We start from the raw sequence: 26,333 nt of genomic DNA on the forward strand, positions 1-26,333 counted from the left end.
CCGCGCAGAGCGCTCAGCTGAGCTCGCCAGCTTCAGGCGCCAACAAAGTCTCGCCAACTTAATGGCAAAGAATTGAAGTGCCACCGGATCCACCACTGGGTTGGATCGATTTTCAGGGCAATGGCTCGGGGGAGACTTGAACTCCCGACCTTGGGGTTATGAATCCCACGCTCTAACCAGCTGAGCTACCGAGCCCTGTGTGGAGAGCTTAAACGACGGCCCGACGCCTCCCGTGCAGCGCGTCTCAGGCGCGGCCGGGGAGGAATTCCAGGGGATTCACGGCACCACGGCCGGGGGGATGGATCTCGAAGTGAAGGTGAGGCCCGGTGCTGCGGCCGGTGCTTCCCATCGAGCTGATCACGGTGCCCTGGCCCACTATCTGGCCGACTCTCACCATCAGGCGGCTGTTGTGGGCGTAGAGCGACTTGCTGCCGTCGCTGTGCTGGATTTCCACCAGGTAGCCGTAGCCGCCGTCATGCCAGCCGGCAAAGACCACCTGGCCGGAGCGGGCGGCCATGATCGGCGTGCCGACGTTGTTGGCGATGTCGACGCCTTTGTGCATGCGCCCCCAGCGCCAGCCGAAGCCGGAGCTGAACACTCCCCTGGTGGGCCAGATCCAGGTGGTGTCGCCCTGGGTGGGGCCTTGCTCCACCTCTGGACGGCCACCGAAGGAGGGGAGATCCGGCCAGCTGAGGCCGCCGCTGCCCACGGGATTAAGCCCGAGCACCATCCGGGTGCGGCCGGGTGCGGAACGGGCCAGGCGCACCTGGGTACCGGCCACGAGCCGGGCGGCCTCTAGGCCGGGGTTCAGCCGCAGCAGCTCCTGAATCGTGAGGTTGTAGCGCTTGGCGAGCTTCATCAGGCTGTCGCCAAAGCGCACCACTCCGGTGGATTCCAGGGGTGGCAGCTCGGAGAGCGGGGCGGAGCGCCGGATCTGCTCGGGATCGAGGGCGGCCACGCTGCGGGCCCGGTTTGTGTCCCGTACAGGGATCACCAGCCAGTCGCCCTGGCTGAACCTGTGGTCTTCGGTCACATCATTCATGCGGGCCAGGGGCGTTTCCTGGATGCGCAGCTGCTGAGCGAGCTCATCCAGGGTGACCTCTGCGCGCACCTGGATCCACACCCTGTCGCTGGCCTTGGGGAGCGAGGCGAGCTGCTGGACCGCTTTGGGTTCGGCCGTCAGCCCCAGAGCATCCCCGAAGCCGGCAGACAGCTCATCAACCCCGCTGGAGCGGGAGTCGGCGATGCCAGGGATGGCCGCAGCAGCCACCAGAGAGAGAACCGGGAGGGCTCCCATCAGAGGCAGGATCAGTTGCGAAGGCTTCATGCAAATTCACCCATTGGACAAAACCCGGTGGAGAAGCCGCCACCCCCCGGGTCGCGCCGACAGTAGCGGCCTGAACTCCTTTAGACAACCTGAAGGCTGGAGCGAACGGGGTTCAAGCGTCCCTGGCGGTGCTGGAGATCCCTGTCCCCAACTGGCGAATGGCCTCAAACAACACCACGGCGGCGGCCACGGAGAGGTTGAGGCTGCGCACCCCACCACCGCTGCGCACCGAGCCCGGCATCGGCACGGTGAGCCGGGCATCGGCGGCGGCCAGCACATCCGGCGGCAGGCCGCTCGATTCACGCCCATGCAGCAGCCAGTCGTCGTCTCGGAAGGCGAAGGAGGTGTAGGGCTGGTCCACCTGGCTGCTGAAGGCCACCAGGCGCCCACCGCACCTGCGGCGGTGCTGCTCGAAGCTCACCAGGTTGGCGTGGCGGTGCAGCTGTACCCAGGGCCAATAGTCCAGGCCCGCCCGCTTCAGCTGCCGGTCATCGATCTGGAATCCCAGCGGTTCGATCAGGTGAAGCTCGCAGCCGGTGGCCGCACAGGTGCGCGCCACATTGCCGGTGTTCGGTGGGATTTCCGGCTCAAACAGCACCACGCGCGGCATGGCTCAGAGCTCCGGCACCGGCCTGCTCAGCCGCAGCAGATCGATCGCCCGCCCGTGCACCACCAGCCAGGCCTCGTTGCAGCGGGGCAGCAGCTCTTGCTGCAGCGCCCCGAGCCGATCCCGGAAGCGCCCGCCGATCGCCGTGGGGGGCACCACACCCCAGCCAGTCTCCTCAGACACGATCAGCGCGGCGGCGCGGCAACGCTGCAACGCCAACAGCAGATGCTGCTGTTCCTGCTCCCAGGCGCCTGTGTCCAGTTCGAGGTGGTGCGCCAGCCAGGTCCCGAGCGAGTCGATCAGCAGCAGTCGCTCAGCGGGCGCCTGCTCCAGCGCGGCGCTGAGCTGCCCTTCCACCTCCCAGGTGGGCCAGTCGGCCGGCCGGCGGCGGCGGTGCAGGGCCAGCCGCTCGCTCCAGCTGGCATCGCCCTCGAGGCGGGGGCCGGTGGCGATGTAGGTGACCGGCCGGCCCGAACGCAGGGCCAGGTGCTCGGCCCAGCGGCTCTTGCCGCTCCGGCTCGGACCGGTCACCAGGGTGAGCATGGCGTCAGCCCCCGCCATTCATGTTGCGCAGCGTGGCCACAGAAGATGGGGACACACGGTTGAGATAGCGGAAAATCCAATACTTGAAGATCGTGGCCAGAATCACCGGGAAGGTGGCGATGAAGAGCATCACGAAGTTCTCTCTCACCGGTAGTCCCAGGTGGGTGGCTACACCATCCAGCAACACAGTCCAGCCTTCCGGGCTGTGAAATCCCACGAAGATGTCGGTAAAAAGAATGATTGCAAAGGCCTTGGCACTGTCGCTCAGGCCATACACTTGTTCGTCCAGAAAGCCGCGCAGCACCCGGATGTCCTCACGGGCCAGCAGGCAGACCAGCCCGAAACTGAGAAGCCCGAAGGCATCGGACAGCACGTTCTTGATCGCCAGGGTGCTCTGACCATCCGCTTCTTCCTTCAGTTCGGCGGCGCGGCTGGCCAGGGCCTTGTGCATCGCTGCCGGATCGGGGAGGTCTTCACCCTTGAGCAGGGCATCGAATTCCAGCTCCGCTTTGTATACACGCAGCTTCTCCACAGCTGCCTCTTCAAGCTGCGGCTTGGGGTAACTGAGGAAGGGCAGGTCAGGCGCGAAGCGGTCGACCAGCGGCGAAATGACAAAGGTGCGACTGGCCTGCTGCATCAGCAGCGGTACCAGCACCAGCAGCAGCAGGATGCGCAGCGACACCAGTGTGGAATCGCGGCGCCGGCGAAAGCCAGCCACCACAGTGGCCTCCGCCTGGGGGTCCAGCTGCCGTTGCACCTTCTCCATCAACCCCATCAGGCTGCGGGGCAACAACTCCGGTGAACGGGTGAGGGTGGAGAGTGGCTTGCGGTTGGAGTAGCGCCCTTCGACTGCTTCAATCAGCTGGAACTGCCGCAGCTCCTGGGGATCGAGTTCGTGGCGGCGGGGCTGGAGTTCCTCCACCACCTGCCGGCACAGCTCCAGTGAACTGCGAAACCGCCGCATCATCTGCGCCTGCACCGACGCCGGCATGCTCAGCTCAAGCTCCGGCCGCACAGGGCGGTCGTTGAAGTATTCGAGCTCGATGTTCTGGATCAGCAGGGCGGCCTCATAGGCGCGCTCCAGATTGCTACGCAGATCCTTGGTGCGGGCCTTCCCGAAGGTTCCCATCCAGTCGGTCAGACCCATGGGTGCTCAGCGGGAGAAAACCCACCAGGTGAGCATCGGCACCACCGTGCCCACCACCAGCAGCACGACGATCCAGGTGAAACCATTGCTGGAGGCCGTTTCCTCCTGGGTGGGGATGTTCGACTCCACCGGCACGATCACCTGCTCCAGCGGAGGGCCAGGGTCTTCGCCTCCTGCCAGCACGGCCGTGATGCGATCGAGGGCATCGAGTGAGGCCTGGCGGTAGCGAGATCCCAGCCGCATTGGAATCGCCATGGTGCGATCGGCGGTGTTGCGCAGCAGGGATTCAGGAAGCTGGTCCAGCAGGGTATCGCTGGCCACCACGGCGGCGGTGTTCGTCTGCGAATCGATCAGCAGGATCAGCTGGGAGGAGTCGTCGCTGGAGGCGGTGGCCCAGCGGTCGAGCAATTGCTGGCCGAGGGTCTCGAGATCAAGGCCGTAGTCGAGGCGCTGCACCGTGACCAGGCGGGCTTCGATGTGATCGGCCTGCAGCTCCTTGAGCCGGCGTTCCAGCTCCACCGCCGTGGCCCTGCTGAACAGCTCAGCGGGATCGATCAGGTGCTGCTGGGGCAGAGCGGGATAGGCGCTGGCTCCGACGGCCCAGGCCGCCGCTACGGGCAGGAACTGGAGCAGCAACACGGTGATGGCAGCCAGTAGACGCAGCGGCAGACGCAAAGACCGGGCCTCACGGTTGTGATCGTCAGTCTGCCGCCCGCAGGCCCTGCTGTCGCGCCCTGATGTGTCAGCGTTCGTACTCCAATCGCCAGAACCCCATGGCCGGTCTTCCGCCGCCGGCACGGCTCTGCCTGGCTGCCGGAGTGCTCGGCCTGCTGCTCTGCCTGCTCAACCAGCTCACGGCACCCGACCTTTCTCCCGCTCTGGAGCGGGCAGCCGTGCTCGCCAGCCTGATGGCGGTGGGCCTGATGCTGGTGGCCGTGCTCTGGACACGGGCCCTGCCGGCGGCACCGGAGCGGGTGGAGTTGCCCGGGCCCCAGGGGATTGAACTTGATGAGGCCCTCCCGCCCCTGGCCCGGCAGGAACTCGCCTGGGGCAGCCACATGCTGCTCACCGCCACGCCCGCCGCCAGCGTGCTGCTGTTCTGGCAGGGCCGGGTGGTTCTGCGCCGCGGGGTGCTGGCTGAAGAGCCTTTCCTCCCGGGCGCAATCTGCGAGCGGGCCCGACGGACGGAGCGCTGCGTGTCGCTGGTGGACCTGCGCCTTTATCCCGGCCGCCAGGAGTTCACCGGCCTGCCGCTGGGCACGCCGGCCGTGATCGTGCAACCCATCGGTGCGGTGGGCTGGCTGCTGGTCGCAGGCTGGTCGCCACGTTGCTTCAGCCGCGCCGATGAACTGTGGGTGGAGGGCTGGGCCCGCAAGCTCAGAACGACACTGGAGGACGCTTCCGCGCCGGGCCCGGCGCCCGTGGCGGCACCGTGAGCTCGGTGAACACCCGCGCCCCCGGACTGACGAACTCAACGGTGCCGTCTTTGCCCACCTGGCCGCTGAGCGCCTCGCTGCGGGTGATCTGCCGGTTCGCCTCGCGTTCCAGCCGCACGGCCCCCTGGGCCTGAACCTCTTTCGAGGTCCAGTTCCACCGGCAGACGTTGGCCTTCAACCACTCGCCTGGTTGGCGCACATCGCAGCCGGCGGGGATGAAGGCCGTGGTGTCCGCCAGATTCGCTTCCAGTGCCTTGCCGCGCACCGTGAGCTGATCGAAGCGGCCCGTGAAGGGTTCGGCGCTGGAAATCCATTGCTTCTCCAGGTTCCAGCGGGTTCGCCCAGCGGCGATCTCCGTCTTGGCGGCGGGATCGAGGAACTGCACCGGCGCGATCCCGTCGAACACCTGCTCGCGCGTGTTGCCCTCCAGCGCTGATGCGGTGAGGCGCTGGGCGGGCTTGCCGGGCTGCTGCCTCAGCGCCAGCACCGGCCCGGCCGCCTTCAGATTGCCGCTCGGCGGATACCAGTCGGCTTCGCGGGTGAGCAGGTTGAGGCCCGGCTGGAGCAGACGGGGAGATCCGCGCAGTTCCAGCTTGTCTTCGGCGATCAGGAAACGGGCGCGCTCCGCCGTCAGGCGGGTGGAGCGGTCGGTGGCGACGGGCCTCCCGCTGATCTCAATCAGGGAGCGGGCTGGCGTCCAGCGGACGCGATCGCCCGTGATCGTGGCGCCCTGGGGGCCGATCACCACGATGCTCACCTTCCCCTCCAGCTGGATCACCTCGCCGTCGTTGATCACGGTGCCGCTGCCGGCCTGGATGCGGTAGCGCGGCTTGCCGGCCGCATAGATCACACCGCGCGGTTGCCTGGCGGTGGCCACGCGGCGCTGCAGGTCGTAGCGGGCTTCAGGGCTGGTCAGCTCCCAGCTGGGTCGCCCCTTGGCATCCTGCTGGCGGAGGTTGAGGGCGCGGAACACGAACGGCTGCGGTTTGGCCGGCGTTCTGGTGCTGCGCGCACAACCGAACAACGGCACCCCAAGCAGCAGCACCAGCAGCAGAAGGCCGTTGCGGCGTGTGGAGCGGGAAGCGATCAAAGCGCTTCCTCCAGCTCAAGGCGGGCCATCACCGGCGCCGGCTCAGGCAGGGGTGTGCCCGCCACTAAGCCACCCCAGCGCAGCCGTTCGCTCCATGGCGGATTGGCGGGGTCGCCGGCGGGGGCCGGCTCAGGCGCACCGCTGAGCACGGGGGCCTGCGCCAGCTGGACCAGCATGCGCCCGGCCAGATCCGGCAGCAATGGGGCGATCAGCAGGGCCACGATCCGGGCAGCCTCGAGCACGGCGTAGAGATCATCCGCCACCTGCTCCACCCCCTCCTGCCGTTTCATGCGACTCCAGGGGGCCTGCTCGTTGAGGTAGCCGTTGGCGGCCACCGCCAGCTGCAGCGCCGCCTCCGCCCCCGCGCGGAAATCAAGCCGTTCCAGTGCCGCCGTCACCCGCTGCGTGGCCTCCGCGCTGGCCAGGGCCAGCGGATGCTGATCGGTGACGGCGCTGCTCACCGGCGGCACAGCCTCGGCGAACCAGCGACGCGCCATGGAGGAGGTGCGGTTGAGCAGGTTGCCGATCGTGTTGGCCAGGTCGTTGTTGACCAGGTCGGTGAAGCGCTGCTGCTGAAAGTCGCCGTCGTCGCCGAAGCCGATGTCCCGCAGCAGATACCAGCGCACTGCATCGGGCCCACAGCGCTCCAGCAAGGTGGCGGGATCCAGCACGTTGCCCAGCGACTTGCCCATCTTCTGCCCTTCACGGGTGAGAAAGCCGTGGCCGAACACCCGCTCGGGCAGCGGCAGGCCAGCCGACAGCAGCATCGCTGGCCAGTAGACGGCATGAAAACGCAGGATGTCCTTGCCGATCACATGCACCGACGCCGGCCAGCCCCGCTGGCTGAGGAGATCGAGATCGGGGGCATCACCCGGCTCCAGCAGGGCGGTGAGGTAGCCCAGCAGCGCATCGAACCACACATAGAACGTCTGCGGTTCATGGCCCGGCACCGGCAGCCCCCAGGGCACGTTCAGGCGGGAGATCGAGAAATCGCGCAGGCCCTGCTGCACGAAGTTCTCCACCTCCTTCTGCCGGCCGGGCGGGGCGATGAAGCCAGGACGGCGGATCAGCTCCTCGATCGGCTGCTGGTAGCGCGAGAGCCGGAAGAAGAGATTGGTTTCATCGCGCCACTCAAGCGGGCGGTGGTGAATGCTGCAGTTGGGTGAATCGGCACTGGCGGCCTCGTCCTTGAATTCCTCGCAGGCCACGCAGTACCAGCCCTGCTGGCGGCCCTCCACCACGTCGCCGGCGGCCTCGACCCGCCTGAAGAACTGATCCACGAGTTGGCGATGGCGTGGATCAGTGGTGCGGATGAAGCGGTCGTTGCTGATCTCCCACGCCTGCCACAGCTCTCTGTACTGGGCGCTGACGCGGTCGCAGTGGGCCTGGGGGGTGAGCCCGGCCTGCTCGGCGGTGCGTTGGATCTTCAGGCCGTGCTCGTCGCAGCCGGTGATGAAGATCACCCGTTCCCCCTGGAGGCGCTGGAAGCGGGCCAGGGCGTCACAGGCCAGGGTCGTGTAAGCGCTGCCGAGGTGCGGCTTGTCGTTGACGTAGTAAAGGGGGGTGGTGAGCGTGTAGGTCATTCGGCGGGGATCAAGGGCTCGCTGGCCCGCCAAAGCGGCCCTGCGCCGGCGACGGATCCTACCGAGAGTCTCTTGGCGCCGGCCTTTCCGCCAGCGGTGCCTCAGCACTTTCGGGCACTCTGACAACCTTTCCCCACCAGCCGCCCTGCCGCCGATGGCCTTGCTTCTGTGTGACCGCCTCCCGCTGCCCGGTTGCCGCTGATGGGCGCCGCAACGGAACAAGCCCAGGTGGTGGTCTGGGGCGGTGGCAGCGGCGGCGTGGCAGCGGCGCTGCAGGCGGCCCGCGCCGGCGCCGACACCCTGCTGCTCACCCCCGGCGGCTGGCTGGGGGGAATGGTGAGCGCTGCAGGGGTCTGCGCGCCCGACGGCAATGAGCTCACCCCCTGGCAGACCGGTCTCTGGGGGGCGCTGCTGCGGGCCTTGCAGCAGGCGGAAGCCGAAGGGCTCGATCACAACTGGGTGAGCTGCTTCGGTTGGCGGCCGGCCACGGCCGAACGGATCCTGCGCGGCTGGGTGGCGGCAGAACCGCGCCTGCGCTGGTGGCCGTGCTGCACGCTGCGCGGCGTACGGCGCCAGGGACGGCGGGTCACCGCCGTGGAGATCGAGCGGGAGCACGAGCCCCAGTCGATCGCTCTGGAGGTGCTGATCGATGGCAGCGACCGAGGCGATCTGCTGCCCCTGGCGGAGGTGCCGTTCCGCTGCGGCTGGGAACCCCGCGAACAGTGGGGAGAACCCAGCGCTCCGCCACAGCAACAGCTGGAGACCGACGCCTTCTTCCAACGGCAGCCGGTGCAGTCGCCCACCTGGGTGGTGCTGGGCCAGCTCGGGCAGGGCCCCTGCCCCTCCGGCCGGCCGCCGGCCCCACCCTTCGCGGGCTCCACCGAGGCCCACGGCCTGCTGCGCACGCTCACCTATGGGCGCCTGCCGGGCGGGCTGGTGATGCTGAACTGGCCCTTGCACGGCAACGACTGGCACGACGGCCTGGAGCGGGCCTTCAGCGCCGATCCGCAGCAGCAGCAGGCGCTGCAGGCGGAGATGCGCGCCCACAGCCTCGCGTTTGCTGCGGCCCTGGGCGAAGCCAGTGACGGCTGGATAAAGACGGCGGCGGTGTTCCCGGAGGCGGCGGCAGCGGCGGCCCTGCAGGGCTCCTCGGCCTTGGCGTTGATGCCCTACTGGCGCGAGGGCCGGCGCCTGCACGGTCTGGCCACTGTCACTGAAGGGGATCTGTTGCCCCAGGCCTGCGCAGGCGGCACAGCCGAGGCACGCCTGGCCCCGCTGGCCACCGGCCCAGACGGGACGATCAGCTCCATTGCCGTGGGCAATTACCCCAACGATCACCACTACCCCGGCCCTGACTGGCCCCTGGCCCCGAAGAGCTGCCGTTGGGGCGGACGCTGGAGCGGCACCCCCTTCACGATTCCCTATGGCGCACTGGTGTGCGCCGACCTCGACAACCTGCTGGCCGCCGACAAGTCCTTCAGCACCAGCCACATGGCCAACGGTGCCACCCGGCTGCAGCCGCTGATCCTCAACATCGGCCAGGCGGCGGGAGCGGCGGCAGCGTTGTGCGTGGCCCACGCACTGCTGACGGCCGAGCTGCCGGTGCGCCAACTGCAGGAGGCTCTGATCAACGACCCGCAGGCGCCTGCCGGGCCGCTACCGCTCTGGGACACCCCCTGGCATCACCCCGAGTGGCGCCTGCGCCAGCACGCGGCGCTGGCCGCGCCCGAGCGCCTGTCGCCGGGCGGCGAGCTGCTTGGCGCCGCGCCAACGGATCCCGGTGTTGCCCCAGCGGAGCCCCACGAACGCCTGTTCCAGGGCAGCCTGCAGAGCGATGGCAACGGCGGCTTTCTTCTCGACACCGGCGAGCGCCCCTGGCCTGTGATCACGCTCGAACCCGGTCTGCACCACTGGCTGGCCGCTGTTGAGCTACCTCGCACGGTGCAGCTGATCGGCTGCGCCAATCCCTGGGGGCCCTGGCTGCGGGTGTCAAGGCTCGTCGCAGACTGACGCCTGCGCTTGGCCATCGCCTGAGGCCGCCTCAGCGCGCCTCGAGGCGCAGCAGATCCGACAGCGAATCCACCATCTGCACGTGCACGGTGAGGGTGGTGCCAGGTTCGGCGGCGGCGGGGCAGCGGGCAGCCACGTCCAGCGCCAGCGCTTCGAGATGCACGAGGCCCAGCCGGTCCTGCTCCCGCAGCCAGCGCAGGAACACCCCCTCCAGGCGTTCCTGGGGGTGCTGCTCAAACCACACCTGCTGCCAGTGGCGCTGGTCTTCGCGGCTGATCTGCACCCCCTCCCGCAGCGGCGGATCGAGTTGATCGAGCAGGGCGCCGAGGTCGGTTCCATCAAGGGGCGGCTGGTGCTGCTGATGGGCCGCCAGCTGGCGTTGCACCACCAGATCGGCGTAGCGACGGATTGGTGAGGTGGCCTGCACGTAGGCGCTCAGCCCGAGGCTGAAGTGATGGCAGGGCTGCACACCGGTGACACCCCGGGTGAGGCAGCGGCGCAGGGCCATGTGTCGCACCGGACCAGGGGGCAGGGCCTCCAGCTGGGCAGCGGGCGGCAGCTCGGCGCTGGGCTGGCCCCGGTAAGGAAGGGCCAGACCCTCGCTCACGCCATAGGCGGCGATCACGGCGCCGTTGAGGATCATCGCTTCGGCCACCAGCGCCCGGGCCGGGCTCGGGTCGGTGATCTCCACGCTTGTCTGGCCGTCCACCGCGCGGATGCGGCCCTCCGGTTGCTCCATCTGCAGGGCACCCTGGGCCACACGCCAGCGGCGACGGCGCTCCAGCAGGGCGTCGATGCTGGCCAGATCCGGTTCTTCCTTTGGAGCCAGTTCGATCAGGGCATCGCCGTCGGCGTAGGAGAGGCGATAGGTGGGCAGCACCCAGCTGCGCACAATCTCCACGTCAGCCACTGCACCTTCGTCATCCAGCTCGATCGCGGTGCTCCAGGCGGCACAACGGTGACCCTGGCGCAGGCTGAAGGGGCCGGTGGCCAGAGGAAAGGGAAACATCGGCACCACCCGGTCGGCCAGGTAGAGGCTGGAGGCGCGGCGTCGTGCCTCCAGATCCAGGGGCGACTCCGGTGGCACCAGCCGCCCAGGATCGGCGATGTGCACCCACAGACGCTGACGGCCATCGCCCAGCTGCTCCAGGGAGAGGGCGTCGTCGATCTCCAGGGTGTCGGGATCGTCGAGGGTGTAGGTGCGCAGGGTGGTGAGGTCGCGGCGCTGGTCGTCGCCGGGTTGCGGGTCAGCGGCGGCCGCGATCAACCGCTCGGCCTCGGCCAGCAGATCGGGCACGAAGCCCTGTTCCCACACGGTGCGCTGCAGCGAGGGGAGTGCGTGGGGCTCCCACTGGCCCAGATCCACCAGCAGGCGTCGCACCGCCCCCGGCTCCGCACTGCAGTGGGCGCCGTGCAGGGCCTGGCGCAGGGCCACCGGCAACGGCGTGGTGGTATCCCCGCCAGCCAGGGCCAGCAGGTGGTCGAGCTGGGCACGGGCCTGGGCGTCGAGGCTGCTCGGATCGAGCGGCTGACGTTGCTGCAGCAAGGCTTGCCAGCGCTGTTCGCGCAGCCGGCTCAGGCGTTCGAGGTGACGCTCCCGGCGCAGCTGGCGGAGATCCCGCAGCGTGCGGGGCTGAACCGCGCCGTGGCGCCAGCGAAAAAAGTGCTGCTCCTGGTGCTGCAGGACCAACCAGCAGGCGGCTCGAGCCGCCGGTGTGTCGGCAGGGGCCACCAGGGCCACGAGCTCCTCCAGTGGCATGGCCGCAGGAGGTGCGCCATGGGAAGAAGCCGCACCGGCGGCAGGCGACACCGGCTCACTGAGCAGCAGCCAAGCTGCACCGAGATCACGGCTGGAGGGCCGCTGCTGTTGCAGCAGCTCCGCTGTGAGCCCCCAGGGGGGGGCGACCATAGAGGCGGGCGGGTTGAAGGTGCCTGGCAACGACACCAGGGGATCAAGCTCACGCAACGGCACCTGTTGGCGTCTGGCCTCAAAGCCGACCCGCAGGGCCGCTTTGCTGCCGGACAGGGTGTCGATGATGGCAAGCTCAGGCCCCCTGGAGCCGTTCAGACCGACCAGGTCGCCGGGCTGAAACGCCAAGGCGAACTCAGCCCTCGGGGTTCACGAAGGGAAGCAGCGCCAGGATGCGGGCGCGCTTCACGGAATTGGTGAGGTCGCGTTGCTGCTGGGCGGTGAGCCCGGTGAGCCGGCGGGGCAGGATCTTGCCGCGTTCGGTGATGAACTTCTTGAGCAGATCGACGTCTTTGTAGTCGATCGGATCGCCGGGTTTGATCGGCGAAAGACGCTTCTTGAAGAAGGAGCTGGACATGGGGAAGGGCAGAAAGGAAGAAGACGTGGGGAGAAGAAAAGCTGTGGGGCTGGCGGTCATCACCGCCAGCCCTCACTCACTTGATCTCCTTGTGGTTCGTGCTCTTGTTGCAGTGAGGGCAGAACTTCTTCAATTCGAGCCGTTCGGTGGTGTTGCGGCGGTTCTTCTGGGTGGTGTAACGAGACACACCAGGAGACCGCTTGGCGGGGTTGGACCGGCATTCGGTGCACTCAAGAGTGATCACGAGCCGGACGCCCTTGTTCTTTGCCATGGAAGGACGTGCGCCGCTGAAGCGAGGCGAGCTGACAGCTGAATAACATACTCTCCGGCCTGCACCGGGCCGGTCATTAGGATCTTGGCGACTGGACGCCGTGGATTCGATGCAGGTCTCGCTCCAATGGCTGCGGGAGCTGGTGGCCTGCTCCATGCCCGCCGCTGAACTGGCCGAACGTCTATCGATGGCCGGCTTTGAAGTCGATGCGATCGAGGATCTTGCTGCCCGCGCCGCCGGCGTGGTGGTGGGCTTCGTGGAGGAGCGCAGCCCCCATCCCAACGCCGACAAACTCAGCGTCTGCCGGGTGCGTTTCTCGGCCGCTCCAGGCGACGACCTGCTGCAGATCGTCTGCGGCGCCCCCAATGTGCGGGCCGGAATCCATGTGCCCGTGGCGTTGGTGGGCGCCCACCTGCCGGCGGTGGATCTCACCATCAAACCCGCCGAACTGCGTGGCGTGGCCAGCAGCGGCATGATCTGCTCGCTGCGGGAGCTGGGACTGCCCGAAAGCAGCGATGGCATCGCCGTGCTCGACGATTTGCTCAGCGACGTGCCGCCCCTGGGCACCCCGGTGGGACCCAGCCTCGGTCTTGACGATCAGGTGCTGGAGCTGGCGATCACCGCCAACCGCCCCGATGGTCTTTCGATGCAGGGCATCGCCCGCGAGGTGGCGGCCCTCACCGGCGCAGCGCTCACGCTCACAGCGCCTGCTCCGCAGGTCTCCGCTGTGCCGTTGCCGGTGGCGGCTGCTGACGCCGCCGCGATCGAAGCCGGTGGGCTTTACAGCCTCACGGCCATCACCGGCGTGAAGGTCGGGCCTTCGCCGGACTGGCTGCAGCAGCGCCTGGAGCGGGCCGGCCTGCGGGCGATCAACAACGTGGTCGATGTCACCAATCTGGTGATGCTGGAATTTGGCCAGCCCCTGCATGCCTTCGACAGCGAGCGGCTCGCCCTGCTCGGCCCGGCAGGCTCTGCCAGCGCCGATCCCGGCGCCATCGGCGTGCGTCCGGCCGGCGACGGCGAGGCCTTCGAGGCGCTTGATGGCAGCAGCCATCGCCTCACCCCTGAAGCGCTGCTGATCACCTACGCCAATCAGCCGGTGGCTCTGGCGGGGGTGATCGGTGGTAGCAACGCCTCGGTGCACCCTGGCACCGGCGCCATCTGGCTGGAAGCCGCTGTGTTCGCGCCCCAGGCGGTGCGCCGCAGCGCCCGCAGCGTGGGCCTGCGCACCGATGCCAGCCATCGGTTCGAGAAAGGCCTGCCGCTGGAGGTCACCCTGGCGGCGGCGGATCGTGCCGCTGCCCTGCTGGTGGAGCTGGCCGGCGGCGAGATCCAGGGCCGTTGGCTGCACCAGGCGCCTGTGGATCCCCGCCCACCGCTGGCCTTGCGCCGCGATGCCCTGCACCAGCTGCTGGGTCCCGTGCTCGTCGATGGCGTGGCGGACGACCTGGCCGATGAACGCATCACGGCCACCCTGGAGGCCCTGGGCTGCCAGCTGGAGGACAGCGAGGAGGGCTGGTGGGTCACCGTGCCCCCGTCGCGGGCGATGGATCTGCAGCGGGAGGTGGATCTGATTGAGGAGGTGGCCCGGCTCGTGGGTTACGACCATTTCGCCAGCCATCTGCCGGACCCGATCTGCCCTGGCGGCCTTGAGCCTGCCCAGAAGGCAGAGCGTCTGTTGCGCCGTGCCCTTTGCGCCGCCGGACTGCAGGAATGCTGCTCGCTGTCGCTCGGGCCGGCCCAGGCCCCGGTGAGCAGGGGCATTGGGCTGACGACGGCAGAGCGGGTGGCGCTGGCCAATCCGCTGCTTGCGGAATACGGCCACCTGCGTGATTCGCTGATCGACGACCTGCTGCTGGCGGCACGCCGCAACCTGCAGGCCTCACAGCCAGGCTTCTGGGCCTTCGAGATCGGCCATGTGTTCCGTGCCAACGGCGATGCCGCCGACACCGATGCGATCAGCGAGGCGAAGCTGGCGGGGGTGATCTGCGGGGAACGGCGCTCCGAGCTATGGAGCAGCGCCGGCAAGCCCCGGCCGTTGGGGTACTACGAAGCGCGGGGTGTCCTGCAGCAAGCTCTCGGCCAGTTGTCGCTGTCCTGCGACGACCGCCCCCTGCAGGGCCATGCGCTGCTGCACCCGGGCCGGGCGGCGGAGCTGGTGCTCGAAGGCCGCGCTGTGGGCTGGTTTGCACAACTGCACCCGGCCCAGGCCGAAGCCCTCGACCTGCCGGAAGCCACCCATCTGTTTGAGCTCTCGCTGGAGCCGCTGCTGCGCGCGGCCACCCGCAGCAACCGCTGGCAGCCCAGCTTCAGCCCCTATCCCACCGTTCCCGCCTCCGAACGCGACCTGGCTGTGGTGATCCCTGCCAGCGTTACGGCTGCCCAGCTGCTCACGGTGATGCGCAAGGCCGGCCGGCCGTTGCTGGAGTCGGCGGAACTGATCGACCGCTATGCCGGCAGCCAGGTGGCGGAGGGAGCCGCCAGCCAGGCCTTCCGCCTGCGCTACCGCGATGCGCGCCGCACCCTCACCGAAGCGGAGGTGGAGCAGGCCCACGCGGCGGTGCGCCAGGCCGTCGAGAAGCAGTTCGACGCCCAGCTGCGAGCCTGACCCCCAGCAGCGGGCCTGACGCTCAGCTGGCGGTCAGCACCGCCAGCGCCTCCACGTGGCTGGTCTGGGGGAAGAAGTCGACGGGTTGCACGCTCTGCAGCGTCAGCCCCCCGTCCTGTGTGAGGCCAGCCAGGTCGCGGGCAAGCGTGGCGGGGTTACAGCTGAGGTAGGCGACCCGTCGGGGCGGGCAGGCACGGATCACGGCCGTGACCTGCTCGGGAAGGCCTTTGCGCGGTGGATCGAGCAGCAGCCCATCCGCCTCCGGCAGCAGCTCCACCAGCGCAGTGGCCACGTCGGCGCTCTCCACCGACAACCCATTGAGACCGTTGAGCGCCGCATTGAGCCGGGCCTGCTCAACGCTGGGCAGGTGCAGTTCCAGCCCCCGCACGCTTGCCCCGGCGGCCGCCAGAGGCAAGCCGAAGGTGCCGATGCCGCAGTAGGCCTCCACCAGCGTGCGTCCGGCGCGTGGTTCAAGCGCGTCCAGCAGCAGCGGCACCAGCCGCTCGGCCTGGGGGGTGTGCACCTGAAAGAAGGTGTCCGGCGCGATGCGCAGCTCGTGCCCGCAGAAGCGCTCGCTCAGCCAGCCCCGGCCGGCGATCACCTCGGTGCGCGGACCCATCAAGGTGTTGGTGGGCAGGGGCTGGAGGTTCAGGCACACGCCCACCAGTTCAGGCCAGCGCTCCATCCAGTCGTCTGCGCGTTCGCTCAGCCCGGGCAGCTGGCTGTGGCTGCTGATCAGGGTCACCAGCACCTCGCCGCTGTGATGCCCGACGCGCAGGCCCAGATGGCGAAGACCACCGCCTTCGCTCAGGTCCGCGTCCACGGGCCAGCCGCTGGCTTCCAGCTCCTGCTTCAGTGGCGCGATCAGCGAGTCGATGCGCGCATCGAGCACCGGACAGCGGTTCATATTGACGATCTTGTGGCTGCCGCTGCGGTAGAAGCCGGCTCTCAGGGTGCCGTCGGGCCCGCGCTCCAGCGGAATCACGGCCCGGTTGCGATAGGCAAGCGGCTCAGCCGCCGCCAGGATCGGCTGCACCGCCAGGGAAAAGCCACCGATCCGCTGCAGGGCCTGCTGGACCAGATCCTGTTTCCAGCGGGCTTGGGCCTCATCGACGAGATGCTGGACGCTGCAGCCGCCGCAGCGCTCGGCAAGGATGCAGGGAGGACGCCGGCGCTCTGCCGCCGTGTTGTGCCGCTCGATCAGCTCCGCCACCACGTGGCCTTTGGCCTGGTAAGTCACGCGGGCCGTCACCGCCTCACCGGGCAGGGCCTGTGGCACAAACACCACCACGCCCCGCTCGCCGCCCCCTTCCGTGGCCGCGCCCCAGCGACCGACACCCTCGCCGAGGTGGTTCAACCCGGTGATGCTCAGCTCCAGTGCCGTGCCGGTGGGGGGCAAGAGTGGGGCCATCCAAAGACCTGCGACACAACGAGCAGCCCCTGACCCTAAAGGCCCCCCCGGATGCAAAGGGCCGTTACACAAAGGCGCTTCCGGCCATCGCGAGGAACTCTTCTCGGTAAGATCGGCCCCAGCGTGGTGCTTTCGATGAGCGTCGTCAGGGACCTGATCCTGCAAGCCGATGATCAGTTGCGCTACCCCAGCGGCGGTGAATTGCGCTCCATGGCGGAGTTCCTCTCCGGCGGAAACCAGCGCATTCGTGTCGCCCGCGTGCTCACGGAAAACGAGAAAAAGATCGTCAATGAGGCGGCGCGGCAGCTGTTTCTGCGCAAGCCCGAGTACGTGGCCCAGGGTGGCAATGCCTACGGCCAGCGCCAACGGGCCCAGTGCCTGCGCGATTTCAGCTGGTACCTCCGCCTGGTCACCTACGGCGTGCTTGCCGGCAGCACCGAAAAGATCCAGGACATCGGCCTGATCGGTGCCCGCGAGATGTACAACAGCCTCGGGGTGCCCATGGCGGGCATGGTCGAAAGCATGCGCACACTCAAAGAGGCGTCACTGGCGCTGCTTGCTACCGAGGATGCCGTCATGGCTGGCCCCTACTTCGACTTCCTGATCCAGGGGATGCAGACGCCCGGCTGATCTGCCTGCCCCGTCGGATCTGATCGTGTCTGGTCTGGCTTGATCTTCTGCTATTGAGCCAGCATCCCAGCTTGCGTTGAGGTGTTTATTGGTCTCGTCTGCTTCGGTGGCTCCACCCTCATCGACAGGTGAAGGCCCTTCTCAAGCCCTCTGACATCTAGGCAACTGTTCAGCAGGCTGCGCACACCTCTGACAGGGAGTGCAGCGTCAGCACTTGCCCTGGGGTGTGATCAAAGCTGAGGTCTTCCAGGGAACTGGGCAGCACGATTTGAAGGCTCATCCCAGCTGCAGGGATCGGATCCAGGCAACCGGCCTCGAACTGGGACGACCTCACCGCAACCAAGGCGCCCAGCCTTTGGCTCGCACCGTTGTCAAGGTTCCAGTTGCCGGGCTCGTCCTCTTGAACGGCTGCCGAGAAGAAAAGCGCAGTGCAGAACAGAAGCGCCGTGCCTGCCATCCATGTGCCGAATCTGGCCAAGGAGGATCGCCATTGCCTCTGTCCTGCAAGAGGGAATGAATCCATTGGCTTCTGCGCTGCGACCAGTCGTGGAGTCGTTTCTTCTCCACTATCTCATGCTGGACCTGTAGTAGGTCTAGAGCTGGTTCTGTCGTGAGGCACATGAGATCCAATGAAAGCCACAGCAGGATCGCCCCAAGCAGCGGTTAAGAGAACGATCGAGCCTCGCCTCATGGATCGGTGAGGCGAGGCAAGGGCGTCATTTCCGGCTGTGTCTCGCACATCGGGAATCTTTCAGGTGCGCAGAAGAGGTTCGATAGGAACAACTCACCCAGAAGTTCCCTCATCGCGCAGGCTTTGTCGGCAGTCACCTCGTCATGGCTTAGCTGCGTTGTTTCCTGGGTCGCCTGGCGCTGGACGCCCGGTGTTCGCCGAAGGCAGCACTCTCCCAGCTGTCTCATGCACGACCAGTAGCGGGTCCAGTGCTGAGTCTTGTCTGCGCTGCCTGAAAACCAGATTTTCCTGCAATTCCACCTGTGCAGACCGACCTTTTCCCCTCTGAGCCTGCAGAGATGGTCAGCCCGGTGATGGGGCTGGCTGGAGTTGCTTCCTGTTCATCTGTGCCGCCTTGGATGTTCAGTGCTGATCGCCGTCGACCGTGACCCACACAACCCCCGGCTCTCTGCAAGCCTGGCGGATCCTGAGCTGGTCCAGCCAGCAACACGGCAGCACATGAAGGTGTCTTCGAACCTGCTGACCCCTTCGCTGCCTGTGGCTTCATGCCACGCCATCGTCATTTTGCTCGCGCTCACTCCGGTGCAGCCCGTCGTAGCTGCGCCTTGGTCAACCCTCTGCGTACCTGTGTCTCACGCAGGTACGCAGCTGGACTTTTGCGCGCAGCTCCCTTGTTCTAATTGGGTTTTCAGGTCCTCCAGATTCCATGCCCACCTACTGGACACCTGCCCTGTTGGCTGGTGGACAAGCCGCTGCAGGACAAAGGTGTCATTGGCGCGGTGATCCGTAGCCAGACGATTGCGGAACTGATGGTCAGTGGTTGCCTCTTCTCGCCAGCGATCCGCCCGGGGCTTTGGCTGGGCACCGAGTGCATGGCGCTCTGATGGTTTTCGATCTGGAGGGTGTTGCGTTTGTGCTGGGACGGTGCGGCAGCATCGTTTTGCGGCTGGGGGTGTTCCCCCTCGGGGGCGGCACAATCGCCACTTTGTGCCGCTCATCTCATGCGGGCCCCGCGATGGGACTATCAATGCGTCTCACCGTGGACAGATGAGGGAAGCCATTCAGGTGGGGGCTGGCAGAGGCCCCCGCCTGAAAGGACCATGAGCCAAGCAGGAGCTCTGGCTGGGCCAGAGGGTCAGCTGGATTTACGGTAAAGCTCCTTGAGCAGTTGGTAGGCCTCATTCAGGCGGCGCATCGTGTCGGCGCTGCCGCCGGAATCGGGGTGGTGCCGTTGGGCCTGCTCCCGATAGGCCTCGCGGATCCGTTTCAACGTGAGCCGTTCGCCGACCTCGAAGGGAATCTCCAGCACCTTGAGGGCTCCCTGCAGCGTCATCGTGTGCTCCAGCGTTTGGAAGGACGTGCCCTGCCGGCGGCGGCGGAAGCGATGCACGAAGCGCCTGATCAAGGTGGGCAGTCGCAGGCTCAACGTGGCCGGGCTGAACGGATCCTCCAGCAATCCGGCGCCCACCATGACCCGCTCGAAGCTGGGCGGGCCAGCCGGCCAGCTCGGAGCACAGCCCACGATCCAGTGTTCCAGCGCCGACCAGGTGAAAGGTCGCCCTTCCGCCTGGTCCGACTGGGGCCAGATCTCCTGGCCCAGCCATACCATCGCCGCTTCCAGCACAGCTTCGTTGGCGGCCGTGCCGTACAGGCCCACCCAGTGGGCTGTGGCGGCAGTGAGGGCGGCGCTCAGATCGTGCTCAGAGATTTCTGGAAAAGGATCATTGGGCCGTGTTGGCGTGCTCGGCTGCGGGTGGAGGCTCTGGCGCAGCCGTGCCGACCGCTGCTGCACGAATCCAGGCAGATCGATGCCACCTCCCATGCCTCGGCTTCCGGAGCCGCCGCTGCCAGTTGCGCCCGTCTCCCGCCCCTTGTGCAGACCCGGCAGTGCTCGAGACTGTTTGCGGGTCTCATCTGAGACCGCTTCTGAGTCTCGTCTCAGGTCTAGCTCGAATTCGGTGAGACCGTCCTCGACGGTGAGCACGAGTTGCGTGCTTTCGGCGCTGGACGCCAGCACCAGAGCTCCCCGTTCGAGCAGCACCTCATGTTCTTGATCGTCGCCGTCGTCCTGTTCCGCCTCCTGGTCGGGGGATTCAGGCAGCAGTAACTCCAGCAGGTGCTCCATGGCCTGCCCGTGGGTGGAGAAGCCCCATTCGCGCTGGAGTTGCTTGAACTGCGCGATCCTTGCGGTCGGCAGCGTCATCGACAGAGTTTTGCGCTCCTTTCGTACCGGCTCAGCCACGTCGGAACCGATGGGAGTGGACCTAGCGCCCCATCATCTCCCTGAGGAACCGCTGTTGGGCCTCGGCCGCTTCCCGATAACGGCCAAGCAGCACGGTCTGGGTGCCGTCGTTGGCGCCTTCACCAGGCAGCTGGTTGAGCAGGGGTAGCGGGATGGCCGGCAGCGGGCGGATCCAGGCCGGCACCAAGGTGGGCAGAAAACGGGGGGCGGCAGCCGGTGCCGGGGGTGGCGGCGTGGGACGCGCGGGTGCTGGTGCAGGGGGCGGTGCGCTGGCGGTGCGGCCGGAGGCGGGACGGGTAACCGGCACTGGGGCCGCCAGGGTGGGGGGAGCTTTGGGAGCGGGCCGTTGGCGGGCGGCTTCCGCGGCGGCGGCACGGGCCATGGCGATGCGCTGTTCCCGCTCGCGCAGCTGAGCCAGCTGGTAGCTGGGCACCACGCTCAGCAGGTGTCCGGGCGTGGCATCGGCTGGGTACACCATGCTCACCCGCACAGGGTTGTTCACACCGGGGACCAGGTTCAACGAGGCCAGAGAAAGACTCTCGCCTGAACGCAGGCCTACGTGCACGTCGTTGTAGCCCTCCTTGGTACGGATGCCGATCGAGCCGCGGAAGGCCGTGAACTGGCGGCCGTTCGCGGTGGGATGGCTCATCACCAGCTCATAGGGCCCGTTGCCTTTGAGATTCAGATCCACATCGAAGCGCACACCATAGGTGCCCACGTTGTCGAGGGAGGAATCAATCATGCGGCTGGCCAGCGGGTTCACCTGCACTTCGCGGGTGCCGAAGGTGTGGCGGTTCGTGCTCGTGAAGGGCACGTGCAATGGGCCCTGATTGAGGTCGTGCACCAGGCTCGCCTGGTACTCATCGCCGATCGCCACGCCACCGACCCGTGAGAACACCTGGCCGTAGTGGATCTTTGAGAGCATGTCGAGGTAGATGCGGCCTGGCGCGAGCATCCCTTGATCCAGCACTGCGAACAGATCGGCATCAGTTTCCGGATCCTCCGCTGCCACCACCGCCATCTGGAATGGCCCGTCACTGCGGCCTTTCAGTAGGCCATTGGCGATGCCCCGGGCGGGCAGACGGGTGTGGAACAGTACCCGGCGGCTATAGGGAGGAACCACCAGGGTTTCCGGCATCTTGGGATCCAGCTCCCCGCGCAACATGATCACGGAGGTGGCATCGCCCGGTCCGGTGTTCCAGGGGCGCCGCCCCAGTGGTTTCACGCCCATCAGGTGGTTGCCTAGATAGGGAGCTTCAAAGCTATTGCGAACGGCGCCGCGCTCCATCTCAAGGGTGACAGGACGCGAGCCCGGGTTCATCACGATCGTGGCGATCGTGAGCTTGCCGCGCACATAACGGCCGCCGAGACGGCTGGCATTTTCTGGGAAATACTTGTGATGAACGTGGAGCCCGAAATCTCCGTTGAAAGTGTAAGTAGCGTTGTTGAGATATTGACGGGTTTCAGTGGCGATAGCCTGGCCAGGCGCTGTGTTCACAAGAATTCCCGGGCCGAAGACCTCCTCAGGCTGGTTGGAATGCAGCACCGGCACGGTGTTGAACGCGCCGTTGAGTGGACGGGCTGACTGGCCCGCCATCAAGGCCACGTAGGCGTGGGCGGCAGGCGCCTGCAGCACGAGCGTGCCGGCGATCACCACCAGACAGGGGCGAAGAAACCTTGTGGGAATCATGGGTCCCATTTGATTGATCTGGCGGGGGGACAACGGCAAAACGGTGGCGGTGCGGGGGTGGATGTGGTGGGCCAGTATTCCCTGCCTGCCTTTGGTTTCGACACTTGAAGGCCGAGTTCACCAACGGGTGGGGCAGGGAACGCATGGGCACCAGAGCACTGGCTAGAACCTTCAGGCACTGTGAAATTTTCCCATGTTCCCGCCCTTTGCCTGTTACGGATCCAGCAGCGGTGATCATGAAGCGATGCGCCGCCATCATCAGCAGCGCAAGATGCGCATGCTGACCTACTGGCGTGACGGAGTGGAGCGTCAGCTCGCTGCCGTGAATGCGGCGATCAGCACCCTGGAGAAGCAGATGCAGCGTGATGGGGTCCAGCCGGCGGAGTAACCACCTGCTGAAGGCCGCAGTCCAGTTCCTGCCTGAGCCGCTCCAGACCTTTGTGCAGGGCCCTGTGCACGCTCATCGGGCTGAGCTGAAGCCGGCGGGCCGCCTCCCGCAGGCTCAGCCCCTCCAGCACCACCTGCTCCACCACTTGACGCTGCCGGTTCTCCAGCTGAGTCAGCAGGGCCATTGCCTCGGCGGTTCCGCCATCGACGCAGTCGTCGTCGTCATGGTCTGCCGCAATGCCCTCCATCGAGGCTTCGAGCGGTGCCAGGCGGCGCAGCCGCTCCAGCCGCTCGAACGTGCACCATTGGGCCACGGACAGCTCCAGGCCGCTGCGCAGTTCGGCCTCACTCGGGCTCTGCCCGAATCGCGTCTGCCAGTCACGGGTGAACTGCCGCATCCGGTCCTGAAGCTCCTGCTGACGCCGCGGCAGCCGGATGGGCGGGGCCTGATCCCGCAGATAGTGCAGGATCGCGCCCCGGACGTGCTGGCGAGCAAAGGCGGAAAACGGCGTTCCGGTGCACGGTTCGAACCGCTCTGCGGCGCGGATCAGGCCCAGCAGGCCCACCTGGATCAGATCGTCCGCCCCCTCCCGACAAAGGGCGGCGTAGTGGAGAGCGATCGGCCTTACCAGCTCCCTGTAGGCCTCCACCCGCTGGTTGCGTTGTCGCACGGTGGCGTGCTGGCTGGCATGAGAGCCGGCATTCGTGTTCGTCCTGCGCTTCGTGGTCGGCGTGTTCGCCTTGGTGGCGTTTGTGGCCGAATTGACGGCGCTCAGGCGGCTTGCTGAAGCAGCGGTCTTGCTGCTGGTCGATCGGCCAGGCAAGAGCAAAGCCGATGCCGATGCTGCAGCCGAAGCGTTGGTGGGTGGAGTGTTGGTGGGTGGAGCGCTGGTTGGCGGGACAGGTGTTGGCGCGACGCTCAGCGGGATGGTGGAGCGCTGGGCCGCCAGAGGGGAGCAGGTCATGAACAGGGAAGCGGAGATGAGAAGGAAGCTGTAGGGAGAACCGCCGGTCGTTCCGGCCGGTTCCTTTTCCAGAAAGATCCCTTGCTGCCACCTTGTGCAACCGTGCTTTCACTGAACTTTTTGAAGAGGGTTCAGGACGAGACCGAGTTCTTCACCCCCAGCGCACCAACTGGTGGGTGCTGCAGGCTCCTCGTCCACATGCTCCAAGGCGCTGAGGGTCCTTGGTCAGCCTCATCCAGACCGTTTCCTTTGCGCCTCCCGAAATCAGCCGCGGCGCACAGGGCACGGCGAAGATCGGAGCCCACCTCCTATGCCAATCACTGGCCCACGTCCTCGCTCAGTGCCTCGTCTGAGGCGGGCCTTCTGCAGGCTCCAGCGCGGCGTCCACGGCCGGCGCCACGGCGCGGAGCAGCTGCCATGGTCCATGCTCCTTCAGCCACGGCAGATCCGACTGTTCCGTCAGCAGCAGGTAGCCAGCGAAGCCCAGCGCATTGAGGCTGAACCCGGCGGCATGTTCGCGGGTTCGCAGGATGGTGAGAAACCAGGAGCTGGTGAACAGCAGGTTGTAGGGATAGCTGGGCTCCCCACCGTCCGCCGGATCACCCAGGCCGAGCTCCAGGGCATGGCGGCGGTAGAGCATCGCCAGGTCGGCGGGTCCGCCGCCCTCGGGGCGCGGGCTGAGCCGGTAGCGCCAGGGCCAGGGTGGTGCCTGGCCCTGCAGCTGGGCGCGTAGGGCGGGCTCCAGGGGGCAGTTGGGTTCCCCGCGATGGCGGGGCAACAGCTGCAGATGCCGGTGAGGCTGGCTGGCGCCGGCCCGCCCGCTGCTGTTGAAGAACCACAGACCGGTGGTGTCCGCATCGACATGGGCCACCGCCTGCCAGTCGGCCGCTCTCAGCCAGCCGCTCTGCGGCGCCCAGCCCTGGGTGATCAGCAGCAGATGGCCGGCTTGCACCGGGTACTTGTTCAGGATCACCGCATGGCTCTCGCCCAGTCGCGTCACCTCCAGTTGCCGCTCCCAGGGGAGAAACGGGTTGGGCCGGGGCCCACCGCTGCGCAGGTGGCGCGGCACGGGCGAGTCGAGCTGGCGCAGCTGGAAGGGTGCCCAGGCTCCCGGCGGCAGCACCCTGGTGACGAGCGGCACCAGGGCACCGCGTTCGCGCGCGGCCTGGCTCTGCTGCAAGGCCGTTCGCCACAGGCGCTCAGTTCGCTCCACCGATCTGCAGGCGTGCCAGCGAGGCCCCACGGTAGTAGTGGCCCAGGATCTCGTTGTAACGCCGGCCCGCGAGGGCCAGTTCCTGGGCGCCTTCCTGGCTCATGCTCGCTCCCAGGTGCCCGTGGGCTTCCAGCGTGATCTGGCTGTTGGCCGCATACAGGCTTTCCACAATGCCCCCCTGGTAGCTGAGGATTAAGCCGTTGGTGCGCGCGGCAGCTTCGGTGGTGCGGCCATTCACCGTGGTGAGGCCCCGGTAGGCCTGCCAGCGGGTGGTGTCCCCCAGATGCCAGAACTTGTTGGCCGGTCGGGCCAGGTGGGCCAGGGCGTAGGAGCGGGCCGCCACCGCCTGGGCCTTGAGGGCCTCCATCGACCAGGACGTGGGCATTTCCGCCCCCACCACCGAGGCGATGTAGGCCTCCAGTGGCAGGTGATTGATCGGTGTGATGCCTCCCCGCTCCGCCAGCAGACGCAGGCGACCGGTGTACGGCTGGCCGTTCACCAGCAACGCTTCCCCGGGTGCGGTGTCCAGCCAGAGATCGTTGGCGCCGGTGCCGGCGCTGAGATCGACAGGGCTGCGGGCCTGACCCTGGGCCAGCACTTGCCCGTCGCCGTTGCGCAGCCACCAGGGGCCGGTGGCCGAAAAGCTGGGCTGGCCGGCCTGACGCAGCAGGGCCACCCGCACCTCAAGCGGAACCGGGCGGCCGGCGACCGGCTCCACCAGGGAGGCGGGGGCATCCGGCAGCAGGGCCGGAGCGGGAGGCTGCTGGGCGCGGCGCGCTTCGATCGCCCGCAGGCGGCTCTCCTCACCCGCCGGGTCGGTGGCTTCACCGGTGGTGCTGGCCGGCAGCAGCGCCTCCATCACCCGTGCGTCAAGGTCGGGCTTCGGCTGGCTGAACGATTGGGCATAGAAGCCGATGCCCAGAGCCACCACGCTCAAGGGTGTGGTGAGCAGCAGCGTGGTGCGGCGTTGAGGGCTGAGAGTCCGCTGCAGGCGTCGCGCCAGCCGCTCGCTGCCGAGCTTCAACGGACGCAGGGCACGTGCGCCCTGTGCCACCAACTGCTGCCCTGCCGGCCAGTTCATGAACCTTTCCCTCTGTTCACATCCCTGTCCCACTAGTCGTTGGAGCGATCATGGCTGAGAACGGCCGCGAACATACGGTTGTCGCGCAGACGTGGGCCCTGGATGGGCGCTGGTAGGAGCTGTGGGGCCTCTGGATGTGGCCCCGCGACTCACACCCATTCCCGGCGCAGATCGCGCTCCATCAGGGCCCGCACGGCTTCCTGCGGGGTGTTGCGCCGCTGCAGCAGGCCCACCACCTGCTCACAGATCGGCAGGTGCAGGGCATGCCGATGGGCCAGCACCAGCGCGGCTTCGGCCGTGGCGGGTCCCTCCACCGTGGCGCCGATGCGGGTGAAGGCCGCCGCTGCAGAGTCACCTTCGGCCAGATGCAGCCCGAAGCGGTAGTTGCGGCTCAGGGGGCTGTTGGCGGTGGCCAGGAGGTCGCCAAGGCCGGCCAGGCCGTAGAGGGTGGCGGGATCGCCGCCCAGCAGCTGGCTGAGCCGCCCCATTTCGGCCAGCCCGCGGGTCAGCAGGGAGGCCTTGGCATTGGCCCCCAGCCCGAGACCATCGCAGATGCCGGCCGCTACCGCCATGACGTTCTTGAGCGCGCCGGCCAGTTCGGTGCCGATCGGATCGGCGTTGGTGTACAGCCTCAGCCGCTGGCTGCTGAGCTGGCGTTGCAGCTCGCTGGCCAGTTCGGTGTGGATGGAGGCCAGCACGCTGGCGGCCGGCAGGCCCTGATCCAGCTCAGCCGCCAGGTTGGGCCCGCTCAGCACCAGGCACGCCAACGACGGAATGGCCTGCTGCCACAACTGGCTGGCTGTGCAGTGCTGCTGAAGGTCGATGCCCTTGCTGCAGCTCACCAGGGGCACAGCCCCGGGCCAGCCGGCGCTCAGCTGCTGCGCCAGCGCCGGCACCCCGGCCATGGCCACCGCCGAGAGCACCAGGTCTTGCTGCTGGAGCACCGCGGCTGGATCGCTGCCGTGGGAGCGCGACCACACCGCGAGCTCATGGCCCTGCTGGCGCAGCACGCTGGCCAGGGTGCGCCCCCAGGCCCCTTGCCCCAGAACGGCGATCCTCATTGCCATCGCGCCA

The 26,333-nt window shown here is 67.5% G+C and carries 24 protein-coding genes and 1 tRNA gene; 6 read left to right on the forward strand and 19 right to left on the reverse strand.

The annotated features are described in order from the left end of the window. Positions 1-121: 121 nt before the first annotated feature. The 6 genes from KQ303_RS11165 to psb32 all read right to left on the reverse strand — a co-directional run bounded on the left by KQ303_RS11165 (position 122) and on the right by psb32 (position 4,299). Positions 122-195: transfer RNA gene (locus tag KQ303_RS11165), tRNA-Met, on the reverse strand. Between the two features lie 49 nt (positions 196-244). Next, positions 245-1,297, reverse strand: a complete 1,053-nt coding sequence (locus tag KQ303_RS11170; protein ID WP_259730346.1) for a M23 family metallopeptidase — start codon at positions 1,295-1,297, stop codon at positions 245-247. A 142-nt stretch (positions 1,298-1,439) separates the two neighbouring features. Further along, complete coding sequence (locus tag KQ303_RS11175) at positions 1,440-1,937, reverse strand: tRNA (cytidine(34)-2'-O)-methyltransferase (protein WP_094512869.1); 498 nt, start codon at positions 1,935-1,937, stop codon at positions 1,440-1,442. 3 nt (positions 1,938-1,940) lie between these two features. Then, entirely contained in the window at positions 1,941-2,495 is a 555-nt protein-coding gene (cobU, locus tag KQ303_RS11180; RefSeq protein ID WP_259730347.1) for a bifunctional adenosylcobinamide kinase/adenosylcobinamide-phosphate guanylyltransferase, read from the reverse strand. Then, the gene (gene pxcA / locus KQ303_RS11185; RefSeq protein ID WP_259730348.1) at positions 2,482-3,624 is read right to left on the reverse strand and encodes a proton extrusion protein PcxA; all 1,143 of its coding nucleotides are present in this window, start codon (positions 3,622-3,624) and stop codon (positions 2,482-2,484) included. The genes cobU and pxcA overlap by 14 nt, the downstream gene beginning before the upstream one ends. Before the next feature lie 6 nt (positions 3,625-3,630). Continuing rightward, positions 3,631-4,299 carry a photosystem II repair protein Psb32 gene (gene psb32 / locus KQ303_RS11190; RefSeq protein WP_311134150.1) on the reverse strand — a complete coding sequence of 223 codons (669 nt, stop codon included), beginning with the start codon at positions 4,297-4,299 and terminating at the stop codon, positions 3,631-3,633. A gap of 98 nt (positions 4,300-4,397) precedes the next feature. On the opposite strand from psb32, the gene KQ303_RS11195 reads away from it, so the two are divergent. Continuing rightward, positions 4,398-5,060, forward strand: coding sequence for a cofactor assembly of complex C subunit B (locus KQ303_RS11195; protein WP_259730349.1), 663 nt, complete (start codon positions 4,398-4,400; stop codon positions 5,058-5,060). Here the strand turns inward: KQ303_RS11195 and lptC are convergent. Both lptC and metG read right to left on the reverse strand, forming a co-directional pair. Then, a complete protein-coding gene (gene lptC, locus KQ303_RS11200) occupies positions 5,002-6,150 on the reverse strand; it encodes an LPS export ABC transporter periplasmic protein LptC (RefSeq protein WP_259730350.1) in 1,149 nt (382 codons plus the stop codon). The two genes, KQ303_RS11195 and lptC, sit on opposite strands and share 59 nt — an antisense overlap. Then, the gene (gene metG, locus KQ303_RS11205; protein WP_259730351.1) at positions 6,147-7,733 is read right to left on the reverse strand and encodes a methionine--tRNA ligase; all 1,587 of its coding nucleotides are present in this window, start codon (positions 7,731-7,733) and stop codon (positions 6,147-6,149) included. Before metG ends, lptC begins: the two co-directional genes overlap by 4 nt. Before the next feature lie 201 nt (positions 7,734-7,934). Between metG and KQ303_RS11210 the strand changes: the two genes are divergently transcribed. Continuing rightward, complete coding sequence (locus KQ303_RS11210; protein ID WP_259730352.1) at positions 7,935-9,743, forward strand: FAD-dependent oxidoreductase; 1,809 nt, start codon at positions 7,935-7,937, stop codon at positions 9,741-9,743. A gap of 31 nt (positions 9,744-9,774) precedes the next feature. On the opposite strand, the gene KQ303_RS11215 is transcribed toward KQ303_RS11210, so the two are convergent. The 3 genes from KQ303_RS11215 to rpmG form a co-directional block, all read right to left on the reverse strand. Further along, positions 9,775-11,841, reverse strand: a complete 2,067-nt coding sequence (locus KQ303_RS11215; RefSeq protein WP_259730353.1) for a ribonuclease catalytic domain-containing protein — start codon at positions 11,839-11,841, stop codon at positions 9,775-9,777. A 7-nt stretch (positions 11,842-11,848) separates the two neighbouring features. After that, a complete protein-coding gene (gene rpsR, locus KQ303_RS11220) occupies positions 11,849-12,070 on the reverse strand; it encodes a 30S ribosomal protein S18 (RefSeq protein WP_094512863.1) in 222 nt (73 codons plus the stop codon). 76 nt (positions 12,071-12,146) lie between these two features. Next, on the reverse strand, positions 12,147-12,341 hold the full coding sequence (gene rpmG, locus KQ303_RS11225; RefSeq protein WP_094512862.1) for a 50S ribosomal protein L33: 195 nt from the start codon (positions 12,339-12,341) through the stop codon (positions 12,147-12,149). Between the two features lie 109 nt (positions 12,342-12,450). Between rpmG and pheT the strand changes: the two genes are divergently transcribed. After that, positions 12,451-14,949, forward strand: a complete 2,499-nt coding sequence (gene pheT / locus KQ303_RS11230; RefSeq protein WP_259730354.1) for a phenylalanine--tRNA ligase subunit beta — start codon at positions 12,451-12,453, stop codon at positions 14,947-14,949. A 22-nt stretch (positions 14,950-14,971) separates the two neighbouring features. Here pheT and rlmD read toward each other — a convergent pair whose 3' ends face one another. Further along, a complete protein-coding gene (rlmD, locus tag KQ303_RS11235) occupies positions 14,972-16,360 on the reverse strand; it encodes a 23S rRNA (uracil(1939)-C(5))-methyltransferase RlmD (RefSeq protein WP_259730355.1) in 1,389 nt (462 codons plus the stop codon). 135 nt (positions 16,361-16,495) lie between these two features. On the opposite strand from rlmD, the gene apcD reads away from it, so the two are divergent. Further along, positions 16,496-16,990 (forward strand): allophycocyanin subunit alpha-B, encoded by a 495-nt coding sequence (gene apcD, locus KQ303_RS11240; RefSeq protein WP_259730356.1) that lies wholly within the window; start codon positions 16,496-16,498, stop codon positions 16,988-16,990. A gap of 169 nt (positions 16,991-17,159) precedes the next feature. On the opposite strand, the gene KQ303_RS11245 is transcribed toward apcD, so the two are convergent. Beyond that, positions 17,160-17,468, reverse strand: a complete 309-nt coding sequence (locus KQ303_RS11245) for a hypothetical protein (RefSeq protein ID WP_259730357.1) — start codon at positions 17,466-17,468, stop codon at positions 17,160-17,162. A 953-nt stretch (positions 17,469-18,421) separates the two neighbouring features. Between KQ303_RS11245 and KQ303_RS11250 the strand changes: the two genes are divergently transcribed. Then, positions 18,422-18,565 (forward strand): hypothetical protein, encoded by a 144-nt coding sequence (locus tag KQ303_RS11250; protein WP_259730358.1) that lies wholly within the window; start codon positions 18,422-18,424, stop codon positions 18,563-18,565. Positions 18,566-18,816: 251 nt separating this feature from the next. Here KQ303_RS11250 and KQ303_RS11255 read toward each other — a convergent pair whose 3' ends face one another. The 3 genes from KQ303_RS11255 to KQ303_RS11270 all read right to left on the reverse strand — a co-directional run bounded on the left by KQ303_RS11255 (position 18,817) and on the right by KQ303_RS11270 (position 22,671). Beyond that, positions 18,817-19,884 carry a J domain-containing protein gene (locus tag KQ303_RS11255; RefSeq protein WP_259730359.1) on the reverse strand — a complete coding sequence of 356 codons (1,068 nt, stop codon included), beginning with the start codon at positions 19,882-19,884 and terminating at the stop codon, positions 18,817-18,819. 61 nt (positions 19,885-19,945) lie between these two features. After that, complete coding sequence (locus KQ303_RS11260; protein WP_259730360.1) at positions 19,946-21,613, reverse strand: DUF3370 domain-containing protein; 1,668 nt, start codon at positions 21,611-21,613, stop codon at positions 19,946-19,948. A gap of 335 nt (positions 21,614-21,948) precedes the next feature. After that, positions 21,949-22,671, reverse strand: coding sequence for a sigma-70 family RNA polymerase sigma factor (locus KQ303_RS11270; RefSeq protein WP_259730361.1), 723 nt, complete (start codon positions 22,669-22,671; stop codon positions 21,949-21,951). 34 nt (positions 22,672-22,705) lie between these two features. On the opposite strand from KQ303_RS11270, the gene KQ303_RS11275 reads away from it, so the two are divergent. Continuing rightward, positions 22,706-22,999 (forward strand): hypothetical protein, encoded by a 294-nt coding sequence (locus tag KQ303_RS11275; RefSeq protein WP_259730362.1) that lies wholly within the window; start codon positions 22,706-22,708, stop codon positions 22,997-22,999. A 303-nt stretch (positions 23,000-23,302) separates the two neighbouring features. Here KQ303_RS11275 and KQ303_RS11280 read toward each other — a convergent pair whose 3' ends face one another. The 3 genes from KQ303_RS11280 to KQ303_RS11290 form a co-directional block, all read right to left on the reverse strand. Next, the gene (locus KQ303_RS11280) at positions 23,303-24,145 is read right to left on the reverse strand and encodes an ATP adenylyltransferase (protein ID WP_259730363.1); all 843 of its coding nucleotides are present in this window, start codon (positions 24,143-24,145) and stop codon (positions 23,303-23,305) included. 19 nt (positions 24,146-24,164) lie between these two features. After that, on the reverse strand, positions 24,165-25,259 hold the full coding sequence (locus tag KQ303_RS11285; protein WP_259730364.1) for a SpoIID/LytB domain-containing protein: 1,095 nt from the start codon (positions 25,257-25,259) through the stop codon (positions 24,165-24,167). A gap of 149 nt (positions 25,260-25,408) precedes the next feature. Continuing rightward, complete coding sequence (locus tag KQ303_RS11290) at positions 25,409-26,320, reverse strand: NAD(P)H-dependent glycerol-3-phosphate dehydrogenase (protein WP_311134151.1); 912 nt, start codon at positions 26,318-26,320, stop codon at positions 25,409-25,411. Positions 26,321-26,333: the final 13 nt, after the last annotated feature.

Source organism: Synechococcus sp. CS-1333 (assembly GCF_025128015.1).
GTDB lineage: Bacteria > Cyanobacteriota > Cyanobacteriia > PCC-6307 > Cyanobiaceae > MW101C3.